This is a genomic window from Arthrobacter sp. KNU-44 (genome assembly GCF_051843155.1).
GTDB lineage: Bacteria > Actinomycetota > Actinomycetes > Actinomycetales > Micrococcaceae > Arthrobacter.
Window position 1 is genome coordinate 1512545 of sequence record NZ_JBPXNG010000002.1, and the last position, 12064, is coordinate 1524608.

Genomic DNA, 12064 nt, shown 5'->3' on the forward strand with positions numbered 1-12064 from the left:
CCGCTAGGCGCAGCCCGCCACCCACCAGAGAGCATGCTCTCCCCACGACGCGGGGAGTGGACATATTGGGATTATGTCCACTCCCCGCCTCAAAGGGAGGGCATGCTCTCTCTTGTTTGTGCCGTCACCATATGGCAACCCGGTATTCACCCACGACTGATGAGATGCCGAGCGTGATATCCCCACCGGAGTAAAGCCCGGATCACCGCCCGCCGACGCACACGGCGGGCGTCTTCCACTGTGCCCCACAGGGCCAATTGAAAGTCAGAGCTGATGCATTTCAAAAATGGGAAATTTCTAGTCGGTTTGGTGGTGTCGGCGGGATTGCTTGCAGCCCCGCTCGCCACCGTTCCGGCCTTGGCAGCCGATATACCCCCCACGACGGGCCCGTCGGTGGTGATCAATGAGGCCTATCTCAGCGGAGGCAGCGCCGGAGCTGCTTTCCGCAACAAGTTCGTGGAGCTGTACAACAACTCGGACTCCGCCGTTAGCCTGAACGGCTGGTCGCTCCAATACCGCGCGGCGAGCAACGTCAATCCGCCCACCTTCATCACTCCCCTCACCGGGAACATCCCGGCCAAGGGATACTTCCTCATCAAGGGCGCCAGCAACAGCTCAACCTCGACGGCGGCAGAATTGCCGGCTGCCGACGTCGACGGTTCCGGCACCCTCAACCCCAGCGGAAGTGCCGGAACCATCGTCCTTGCGAAGCAAGGCACTGCAGTGAACCCGCTCCCCACGGGTTCCGTAGTGGGCAACTCTGCCGTAGCCGATCTCCTCGGCTACGGCAGCAGCAACACTTTTGAGACCGCGGCGGCCCTGGCACCGACAAACAACACCGACGTACGGAGCCTGAACCGGAGCAACGGCGCGGACACCAACGACAACGCCGCCGACCTGAGCCTCAGCGCCGCCATCACCCCGACGGCGGCAGGAGCCACAGCGCCTCCGCCCGCCGCGCCCGAGAACAAGACCATTGCGGAAATCCAAGGCACCGGAGCGGCCAGCCCCTTCACCGGTGCCATGGTCACCACCCGCGGCAAAGTCACCGCCGTCTACGCAACGGGCGGATTCAACGGCTACTACGTACAGACCCCCGGAACCGGCGGCGACACTGATCCGGCGGCCAGGACGGCGTCGGACGCAATTTTCGTCTACTCACCGTCCACCGTGGAAAGCACCCAGATCGGCGACTACCTCGAACTCACCGGCACGGTGAGCGAGTTCTCCAACCAGACCCAGCTCACCGCAGACGCAGCTGGAGTGAAGAAGCTCAGCGAAGCCGCGCCCGAAGTCAAGCCCAGCAACTTCGCACTTCCGGCCGACGAAACCACCCGCGAGCGCTATGAAGGCATGCTCCTGGCACCCCAGGGCACCTTCACCGTGACGGACAACTATTCACTGAACCAGTACGGCGAAATCGGCCTGGCGGCAGGGACCTCCCCCTTGGTCCAGCCCACTGCCGTAGCAAACTATGGCTCAGCGGAATACAACGCCGTGGTTGCCGACAATGCACTGCGCGGCATCAAACTCGACGACGGCGCGTCCACCAACTTCCTCAAGGACGCCTCCACGAAGGCACAGCCGCTCCCCTACCTGACCACGAGCAATCCTGTCCGGGTCGGATCGGCTGCGACCTTCCGCACCAACGTGATCCTCGGCTACGGGAACAACGCCTGGAAATTCCAGCCGCTCTCCCAGCTGACCCCGGCCACCGCGGACTCCGTGCAGCCAGTCAGCTTCACCGGTAGCCGTCCCGAGGCCCCGGCCAACGTGGGCGGCAACCTGAAGATCGCTTCCTTCAACGTGTTGAACTACTTCCCCACCACCGGTGACCAGCTCAGCGGCTGCACCTACTACACTGACCGCGACGGAAATCCGATCACGGTCAAGGACGGCTGCAACGCCCGCGGTGCGGCGAACGCCGAGAACCTCCAGCGCCAGCAAGCAAAGATCGTGGCTGCAATCACCAAGTCCGGCGCCGATGTCGTCTCCCTGGAGGAGATCGAGAACTCGGCACAATTCGGCAAGAACCGCGATGATGCCCTGGCGAAGCTGGTGGATTCCCTCAACATTGAAACCCCCGGTATCTGGGACTACGTCCGCACGCCAGCCAATGCTCCCCCGCTGAGCGACGAGGACATGATCCGAACGGCGTTCATTTACAAGAAGGCCAGCGCCGAACCACTGGGTGAGTCGATCATCCACAACGACACTGTCGCTTTCGCCAGCGCACGCAAGCCCCTCGCCCAGGTCTTCAAGCCCGTGGAGGCCAGCGATGAAAAGAAGTTCATCGCGATCGTGAACCATTTCAAGTCCAAGGGCTCGGCAGTAACACCGGACGACACCGACAAGGGCCAAGGCGCCTCCAACGTTGCCCGCACCAAGCAGGCACAGTCGCTCCTGACCTTCGCCGATCAGTTGAAGTCCTCCAAGGGCACCGACAAGGTATTCCTCATCGGCGATTTCAACGCCTATTCCAAAGAAGACCCGATCAACGTCCTCACCGGGGCCGGCTACGCGGACCTGGAAACAAGCACCGGGAAGCACTCGTACCTGTTCGGCGGAATGGTCGGATCCCTCGACCACATCCTCGCCTCTCCCGCCGCCCATGAGGTGGTCACCGGAACCGACATCTGGAACATCAACTCGGTGGAGTCGGTCGCCTTCGAGTACAGCAGGTACAACAACAACGTAGGCAACTACTACGCCGCGGACCAGTTCCGGGCGAGTGACCACGACCCCGTGGTGGTCGGCCTGAACCTGCCGACCACGCCGGCCAGCGTAGACCTGCAGTTCCTGGGCATCAATGATTTCCACGGACGCATCGACAGCAACACCGTCCTGTTCGCCAGCACCATCGAACAACTCCGGGCCGCTGCCGCGCCCGGTTCAACCGCCTTCATCTCGGCGGGAGACAACATCGGCGCGTCACTCTTCGCCTCCGCGGTGGCCAAGGACCAGCCGACCATCGATGTGCTGAACGCGCTTGAGCTCAAAGCGTCCGCAGTGGGCAACCACGAGTTCGACGGCGGATGGGCGGACTTGCGGGACCGCGTCATCGCCGGCGGGAACAACGCGAGGTTCCCAATCCTGGGTGCCAACGTCTACCAGAAGGGCACCACCACACCGGTGTTGCCCGAATACACGGTTCTGGACATGAACGGCGTCAAGGTGGCCGTCATCGGCACCGTGACGCAGGAGACCCCGTCCCTGGTCAGCCCGGCCGGCATCGCGGATCTTGAATTCGGTGACCCTGTGGACGCCGTCAACCGCGTTGCCGCCAAGATCAAGGCCGGCAAGCTGGCCGATGTGATTGTCGCGGAAATCCACGACGGCGCCGGAGCGGGTACCCCGGAAGGTGCCACGATCGAGCAGGAAGTTGCTGCGGGCGGGCCGTTCGCCAAGCTCGTGAAGGAAACCACACCGGATGTGGCAGCCATCTTCACTGGCCACACCCACAAGGAATACGCCTGGGACGCACCAGTCCTTGACGCCAACGGCCTGCCGACAGGCAAGACCCGCCCGATCGTGCAGACGGGCAACTACGGCGAAAACATCGGCAGCATCACGCTGACTGTAGATACCAAGAGCATGGCCGTGACCGCCTATACCGCCGGCAACGTCAAGCGCTCCACAACGGACATGTCCGGAACCTACCCCCGTGTTGCACAGGTCAAGGCCATCGTCGACAAGGCCCTGGCCGATGCCGCCGTCGTCGGCAATCAGCCGGTCGGCGCCGTCACCGCGGACATCACCACGGCGTTCACGCCGGACCCCGCGGGCGGGACTCCCAAGCGCGATGACCGCGCGAGCGAATCCACACTGGGCAACCTGGTGGCGGATTCTCTCGTGGACACCCTCAAGGCACCCGAACTTGGCGGGGCCGAGATCGGCGTCGTGAACCCCGGCGGCCTGCGCAACGAGCTTTACTACGCACCCGACGGCACCATCACGTACGCGGAAGCCAACGCGGTGCTGCCGTTCGTGAACAATCTCTGGACCACGTCGCTGACGGGCGCCAAGTTCAAGTCGCTTCTTGAGCAGCAATGGCAGACCAACGCCGATGGTTCCGTGCCGAGCCGTCCGTACTTGCAGCTAGGCGTGTCCAAGAACGTGAACTACACGTACGACGCCGCCCGTGCTGCGGGCGACCTGATCACCTCTATCTGGGTGAATGGGGCGCTCATCGACCCCGCGAAGTCGTACCGCATCGGAACCTTCAGCTTCCTGGCCGCTGGCGGCGACAACTTCCGGGTCTTCAAGGAAGGCAGCAACACCAAGGACTCAGGACTCGTGGATCGAGACGCGTGGATCAAGTACTTGCAGGCCCACAATCCAGTGTCACCGGACTTCGCCCGCCGTTCCCTTGCAGTCGTAAACACCACGGCAGCAGAGGTGAGGAGCGGTGACGCCATGGCCCTGTCCGTCTCCAAACTGAACCTGACCTCGCTCGGCAGCCCGCAAAACACCTCTCTCAAGGCAATCTTCACGGATGCAAAGGGGGTCGCGACACAACTGGGAACGGTGAGCGTCGCTTTCGGTGCCGCCTCAGTGAACGTCAAGGTACCCGCGGGAGCGGCAGCCGGAACAGGAACCCTGGTGCTGACCGCCGTCGAGTCCGGGACGGTAGTCAAAGCTGCAGTCAAGGTTGCCGCTCCTCTGCCTCCCAAGTGCACTGCACCCGTCATGCCGAGCAAGTGGTACGACGTGCTCGGCTGGATCAAATACGCCTTCGCATGGCTTGAGTACCAGAAGTGCCTTAGGGGCTAGCCGCAGCGCCAACCCCGGATGAGCATGCTCTCCCCCGGCCCGGACGAATGGACATATCAGGTTTATGTCCACTTGTTGGATCGGGCGGGGAGCATGCTCATTTTTCTTGGCGGAGCATGCTCATTTTTCGAGGGGAAGGCCGAGCATGTCCCTGGCGATTTCGTCGGCGTCGCGGAGGGTCCGTTGGCCGCTTCGGTAGCCGGTGCCATCGGAAGGTCGGGCTTCGGCGGCGATGGCCGTCCCCCACTGGGTGGAGGAAAGCTGCAGGCCAAGGGCGTACATCCCCGGAGTCACTGAACCGTTGGCGCCCACCAGCCGGTAGGGGTGCGGCTCGACGTCCAAGCCGGAGGTCTGCACCGGCATTCCCTCGGCAGTCATCATCACTTTGGGCCGCACCAATCCGTCGGCCAGCAATTGACGCAGGAACGGAGAAACACTCACGCCAACGCGGTTCGCGGGAGACATGGCCTCAATCAGGGTCCTGGCTTCCGCGGCGTCGTCGTGCACCCAGGCCGATACCGCGCGGAAGACGCGCTTGGAACGATCAACGCTGAATCGCGGATCCGGGCCAACGAAACTCACGACGCCGGCACGCGCCAAAGCGGCCAACTGTTCGGCGCGGAGGGCGGGAGGACCGCTCGCGAGTCCCTCAACGAAGGATTCGAACCAGCCCCGCAGCTCGCCCACCCACGATTCGTCCGTGATGCCGCCGTCGGCCACGGCGCTCTTCAGGATGGCCCGTCCCGCGTGCAGGGCACCGATGGCCATCTTCACGGGATCTGACTCTCCGAGCGCGGAGCGGCGGGCATCGTCGTCCAGATAGTCGACGACGGCGGCGTCGAGTTCTTTCCTGGACGCGAAGGAATGCCCGGCCAAGGGCGCCGCGAGGCCCAGCAGGTCAAGGCGGCGCGACGCTGCAACGTGGGTGGCAACCAGCTCTGCGACCTGGTTTTCCCATCGCCCGGTGGCATGCGCGTGCGGCTGCAACAAGTCTTCGAGGGCAGCAAGAAACTCGTTCGCATCAAACACGGCCACGGGTTCCGCCACGACCAACGTTGAGTAGTAGGCCCACAGGGCGTCCCGATGCAGGAGGGGCCAAAGATCGTGGTCGAAGCCAGGTTGGATGCCTGCCGCGGCGAAGCGTTCCACCGCGCTCTCGGTCAGATACCGCAAGCGCACGGACTTGGGATAGTACCCGTCCAACCCGGCCTTGGTCCGGTACGGAGTTCCCCGCCTGGATGCCGCGATGATCTTCGGTTCCCTGCCCGAAGGAAAGTACTTAAGCTTCCCCGGGAGACCGTCTTCAGCCGGCACGAATCGTCCCCCGCGGCCTTCCGTCAGCTGGCCCATGACGTCGAAGAAATTCAGGCCCATGCCGCGGACCAGGACGGTTTCCCCGTCCGGCACCAGCACCCAGTCCACGTCGGCAGGTGCGGCGGGCGCGACGTATAGCAGCCCGAGCTCCGACGCCACCTCCCTGAACGAACGCTGCTCCGGGTTGAGCCGGGACTCAAGGTGGCCCAGCGCGAGGACGAGGGAATCCACGGTGAGCCGGGCGCCGTCGTCGAGTTCGACGTCGAACCCTCCGCCCGTGGACACACCCGGCGAACCGTCCGCCGGCCCGCCCGGGAGGGGACGCGCCGCCACGGCGTTGTTCCGGTGGAAGGCGATCTCAACGCCGGCGGGGACACGGTGGAGCAGTTCCTCCAGCGTCGAGCGCAAATACCGCCCGTAAAGGGCACGGCTGGGAAAGTCGTGGGAGGCGAGCACGGCAAGTTCGGCCCGTTCCTCGTCGCTCAGGCCCGGACCGCCACCTGACCGCTGCTTCGCCCGCCACTGCTCAAAGGAGCCCCCGGCCAAAGGCGGCGCGAGTCGTTCGTCCTCGGGGATCAACGTGGGGTAGAACGACTGCGTGTTCATGAGGTACAGCCGGGACTGCTCGGGCTGCCAGACGTGCCCGGGGCCGGCGGGATAGGAGTCGACGACGTCGATGTGCAAGGAACGTGTTTGGGTTTCCGTCGCGGCCCAATTGGCGAGCAAACGCTCCAGCACACTGGTGCCGCGGGGACCTGCCCCGATCAGCCCCACCCGAATGTTCTGCGATTTACCCACGCCCAAGCCTAACTTCTTGTGACTTGCTTCCTTCTCAGAGAGTCACTCTAGGATGAGGGATGACCACCACAGCAGCTGATCAAGCGCCCGCGCCCGACAACGAAACTGCCCAGGGAACCGCAATCACCCCCGAACCTGTCGACGAGAATATTTGGCTCGAAGACATTCATGGCGGGGAACAGCTGGCCTGGGTGCGGGAGCAAAATGCCCGCACCGAAGACTTGCTCGACGACGCCGACTACCCGGCTTTGGAAGCCGGAATCCTGGAGGTCCTGGACTCCACGGACAGGATCGCCATGGTCAACAAGCGTGGCGAGCACTACTACAACTTCTGGAAAGACCAGCAGAACCCCAAGGGCCTCTGGCGCCGGACCACGTGGGAAAGCTACCTCAGCGATGCCCCGGAATGGGACGTGCTGCTCGACATCGACGCACTTGCCGCCGCCGAAGGCGAAGAATGGGTTTTCCACGGCGCCAACTTCCTGCGCCCGGCCGAAGGCGAACCGCACCGCCTCGCCATCATCGCCCTCTCCCCCGACGGCGGTGACGCCAACCGCCACCGCGAGTTCGACGTCGAGACCCGCACCTTCGTGGACCCGGCTGCAGGCGGTTTCGACCTTCCGACCGCGAAGGGCAACGTGAGCTGGCTCGATGCCGACACCCTGTTGGTTGCCACCACCGCCGACGGCCTGCCGAAAACCAGCTCGTCCTACGCGCGCACCGGGGTGAAGCTTCGTCGCGGCCAATCCTTGACTGAGGCGGAGCGGATTTTCGAGATCCCCGAAGACCACATGATGTCCCTCGTCGCCCACGACTCCACCCCGGGTTTCGAACGCACTTTCGCCGTGGACTGGATCGACTTCTTCAACCGGACCACTTCCGTTCTGCATGACGACGCGTGGCTGGCCATCGATGTCCCCACCGACGTCAACCTCAGTTCGCACCGCGAATGGCTCATGTTCCGACCGCGGCAGGACTGGAACGTGGACGGAACCACCTATCCCGCCGGGTCTCTGCTGGCTGCCGACTTTGAGGGCTATCTGTCCGGGGCACGCGATTTCACGATGCTTTTCACCCCGGATGAACACACGTCCCTCCAGTCGTGGAGTTGGACCCGGAACTACCTCCTCCTGAACCTGCTGCACGACGTCTCTTCCGAAATCAGGGTGCTCGACCCGGCCCGCAAGGACTCCGCGGGTGGGTGGGCCTCGACATTGTTGGATGCGTCCCCGCCGCTGCACGATGTGAACGCCTACGCCGTCGACGATGAGGACGAAGTGGAAGGCGACGACGCCGGCAACGACTACTGGCTCGTCGCAACGGGCTTCACCACCCCCACCACGCTCATGCGCGGAACGCTGTCCCCGGGCATCGCCAGCTACACGCTCGACGCAGGCCACGACGGCGGGGTGGCGAGCACGCACGCAGTGGTGAAGTCCTCGCCGTCGTTCTTCAACGAGGCGGACTACGAGGTCCAGCAGCACTTCGCCATCTCCGCAGATGGCACTCGCGTGCCCTATTTCCAGGTGGCGTCCAAAGATCTTGACCTCGACGGCGAGAACCCCACTCAGCTCTCGGGCTACGGCGGCTTCGAAGTCTCTAGGACCCCGGCCTACAGCGGAGCCATCGGGCGCGCCTGGCTGGAACGCCGGACCGAAAGCATCCCGTCCGAAGACGGCTCTGCGGCACATTCACGTGGCGGCGTCTACGTCGTGGCCAACATCCGCGGCGGCGGCGAGTACGGTCCCGCTTGGCACCGCGCAGCCTTGCAGGCGAATCGACACCGCGCGTTCGAGGATTTCGCCGCTGTGGCCCAGCACCTCATTTCGCGGGGCGTCACCAGTCCGCGGCGGCTCGGCTGCGTGGGCGGCTCCAACGGCGGACTGCTGGTGGGCAACATGCTGACCCAGTACCCGGAGTTGTTCGGAGCCATCTCCTGCGGCGTCCCGTTGCTGGACATGCGCCGCTACACCAAGCTTTCGGCCGGCTACTCCTGGATTGCCGAGTACGGCGATCCCGACGTCCCGGAACAGTGGGAGTACATCCGCACCTTTTCGCCGTACCACTTGCTGCGCGACGGCGTGGAGTACCCGGAGACGTTCATCTGGACGGCCACCTCCGATGACCGTGTGGGCCCGGTCCAGGCCCGGAAGATGGCAGCCCGGATGCAGGCAATGGGCATCCCGAACGTGTGGTTCCACGAAGCACTTGAAGGTGGTCACGCCGGAGCATCGGACAACCGTCAGGCAGCCTCACTCCAAGCCCGCAGCCAACACTTCTTGTGGCGGGCGCTTGCGGGCAAGGAGGGCTCGGGGCACTAGCGCCCTCGACGGGGAGCGCCCGACGGCGGCCCGCGCCGAGTCCGACAAGCGGCGGTACGGCGCCCGACGGCGGCCCGCGCGGCCGTTTTGCGCTCGGTGCCCAGTTCTGCGTATCCTTGGTTGGCTAGCAATAGCAACTGGAGACGTGCCAGAGCGGCCGAATGGGCTTCACTGCTAATGAAGTGTGGGGCACAACTCCACCGGGGGTTCAAATCCCCCCGTCTCCGCGTTTGTGATGAGTCGAGACATCCTTCATGGATGAGTCGGGTCATCGGTAACACCCCGGTCTTCGGACCGGGGTGTTTTTCTTTGTCTGGGTTGGTAGCCGCGGGCGGGGTCGATGGTGAGTTCGCGGATGATCTCTCCGGTGGCCGTGTCGCTGATCGTGACGTCCATGTCGTGGATGAGCATCAGGACGTGTTTGCCGGCGTAGGCCCGCCCGATGCCGATGTGGCGGAGCCGTCCGGCGTGGCGGAGGGTGAGTTTCCCGAACCGGTCGACGCGGTCGATGCGGCGGCGCCAGTGGTCTCCTTGTTTCGCTCCGGACGGTGCTGCTTTGGGGGTCGCGGTGTAGGCCTCGTGCGGTGTTCTGCGGTTCAGGGCCCGGTGGGGGCGTTCGTGGTTGTAGATGTGGCGGAACTTGTCCAGTTGTTCGTACAGGTCCGCCAGGGTGTGGGCGCGGGGCTGGCCGGTGAGCCATTTCTTCAGGGTCTGATGGAAGCGTTCGATCTTTCCCTGGGTCTGCGGGTGGCTGGGTGAGCCGTTTTTCTGGGTGATGCCCAGGGCGTGGAGCTGGTGTTCGAAGGCGTTGCGCCCCCCTTTTCCGCCGGCCAGGCGGGTGGTGTAGACCATGCCGTTATCGGTCAGGGTCCAGGCCGGCAACCCGTGTTCCGCGGCGGCGGCCAGGAAGGTGGACACCACCGCAGTGACGGTGACGGGCGTGAACGCGGCGCAGGCGAGCAGGTAGCAGGAGTGGTCATCGAGGAAGTTCAAAATCTCGGTATCGGTCCCGTCGGCCAGGGCCCAGTGGGTGAAGTCGGACTGCCAGGTTTCGTTGGGCTGGTGCGCCTCGAAGCGGTGCAGGGAGGACTTCGGGCGTTTCTTCGGCTCCGGGGCGATCAGGCCCGCGGTGTGCAGGATCCGGCGGATCGTGGAGATCGACGGCGCGTGTAGTCCTTCACGTCCAAGGTGCCAGGCGATCGTCACGGGCCCGGCGTCCAGGCCGGCAGCGTCCAGTTCCCGCCGCAGGGCCTGGACCCGGCCGGTGACAGCGTCGGTGGTTCGGCGCGGGTTGCTCAGCGGGCGTTTGGACCGGGGCTCGACGGCGTCGATGCCCCCTTCGGCTTCGCGCCTGAGGAGTTCATGGACCCAGCGGCGGCTGACTCCATAGCGGCGGGCCGCATCCGCGACGCTCAGGCCCTGGTCACGGACTGCAAGGACGATCACTTTCTGCTTCGACATGAAACATGCTCGCCGCGCCCGGGGCGTGAACGATGTCCCGACTCACCGGTGAAGCGTCAACCGGGAACGATGACCCGACTCATGTGTGAACTATGTCGTGAAACTACACACCCCCGTCTCCGCGTTTTGGCCCCGGTCCCTGACCGGGGCCTTTTGCGTTCCTCGGGCCCTCAGCGGCCTGGGTCTTCAACGGCGGCGGCGGGGAAGGTTCATGTCTCCGACTCTTTGAATTCAGCTCGCGCCAATAACCTCGTCCGGGTAACGGAGACCAACGACGAGGAGAGATTCATGCGTTCAATGACGAAGTTCGCGATCGCAACGGTTGGGGCCGTCCTGCTGTCGACCACGTTGCTCACGCCGCCGGCACTGGCGGCCAGCCCCGGTAACAACGCGGGACAAGACGGCTCCAACGGCAACGGACACCAAGGCAATACCGAGGGCTTCAGCTTCGGCGTCATCGGCGACGTGCCCTACGGTAACGCTGAAATCCAAGCCTTCCCCTCCTACATTCAGGACCTGAACGCGCACAAGGAACTGAGTTTTGTAGCACACGTGGGCGATATCAAGAACGGATCGTCCCAGTGCACGGACCAGTACTTCCAGGCCATCAAGACGAACTTCGACAGCTTTACTGCCCCTCTCGTCTACACCCCGGGTGACAACGAATGGACTGACTGCCACCGAACGAACAACGGTGCATACAACCCCCTGGAGAGGTTGGCCAAGGTGCGGGAAGTCTTCTTCCCGCAGCCAGGTGTCACGCTTGGTTCGCCGATGCAGGTGAAGTCACAGGCAAAGGAAGGCTTCCCGGAGAACGTCAGCTTCCGCAAGCATGAGGTCGCCTTCACTGCCGTCAACATTCCGGGCAGCAACAATTCAATGCTGCCTTGGACGGGACTCGGCCAGACCCAGCCCACCGCCGCCCAACTTAACGAGGTACAGCAGAGGACCGAGGCTGATATCCAGGAGTTGAGGGATACCTTCCGGAAGGCGCGGAACACCGGTGACCGGGCCGTCGTCGTGATGACTCAGGCGGACATGTTCGACCCGACAGTCGCGGCCCCTTCCCAGGCGGATTTTGGTGCTTTCAAGCCCCTGGTGCAGACCTTGATCGAGGAATCGAACTCGTTCGGCGGCCCGGTCTACCTGATCAATGGCGACAGTCACGTTTACAACCAAGACCACCCCCTCGCTGCCGGTTCCACATGGCTGTCTTTCTACGGCCAGGCCACAGCAGCGAAGAACCTGACCCGAATCACCGTGGATGGATCCAACAATGCCAAGGACTGGCTGAAGGTCACGGTCAACCCGGGTGAAGCAACGAGCGTCATGTCGTTCGACCGGATCCCGTTCACGCACCCGGCGTCCTAGCTAAACGATCCAAGCAAGACGGCGGA

The 12064-nt window shown here is 64.0% G+C and carries 5 protein-coding genes and 1 tRNA gene; 4 read left to right on the plus strand and 2 right to left on the minus strand.

Annotated elements, in window-relative coordinates:
- The first annotated feature begins 273 nt into the window (after nt 1-273).
- Nucleotides 274-4773: an ExeM/NucH family extracellular endonuclease gene (locus ACSVHC_RS07835; protein ID WP_439180781.1), complete on the plus strand. Its 4500-nt coding sequence runs from the start codon at nt 274-276 to the stop codon at nt 4771-4773.
- A 120-nt stretch (nt 4774-4893) separates the two neighbouring features.
- Here ACSVHC_RS07835 and ACSVHC_RS07840 read toward each other — a convergent pair whose 3' ends face one another.
- Complete coding sequence (locus ACSVHC_RS07840; RefSeq protein WP_437772410.1) at nt 4894-6885, minus strand: FAD/NAD(P)-binding protein; 1992 nt, start codon at nt 6883-6885, stop codon at nt 4894-4896.
- Between the two features lie 59 nt (nt 6886-6944).
- Here ACSVHC_RS07840 and ACSVHC_RS07845 point away from each other — a divergent pair, with 59 nt between their 5' ends.
- Nucleotides 6945-9206, plus strand: coding sequence for a prolyl oligopeptidase family serine peptidase (locus ACSVHC_RS07845; protein WP_437772409.1), 2262 nt, complete (start codon nt 6945-6947; stop codon nt 9204-9206).
- A gap of 139 nt (nt 9207-9345) precedes the next feature.
- Nucleotides 9346-9433: transfer RNA gene (locus ACSVHC_RS07850), tRNA-Ser, on the plus strand.
- 25 nt (nt 9434-9458) lie between these two features.
- Here the strand turns inward: ACSVHC_RS07850 and ACSVHC_RS07855 are convergent.
- Nucleotides 9459-10667 carry an IS481 family transposase gene (locus ACSVHC_RS07855; protein ID WP_439180782.1) on the minus strand — a complete coding sequence of 403 codons (1209 nt, stop codon included), beginning with the start codon at nt 10665-10667 and terminating at the stop codon, nt 9459-9461.
- 288 nt (nt 10668-10955) lie between these two features.
- On the opposite strand from ACSVHC_RS07855, the gene ACSVHC_RS07860 reads away from it, so the two are divergent.
- Entirely contained in the window at nt 10956-12038 is a 1083-nt protein-coding gene (locus tag ACSVHC_RS07860) for a metallophosphoesterase family protein (RefSeq protein ID WP_437772407.1), read from the plus strand.
- The last annotated feature ends 26 nt before the right edge of the window (nt 12039-12064 follow it).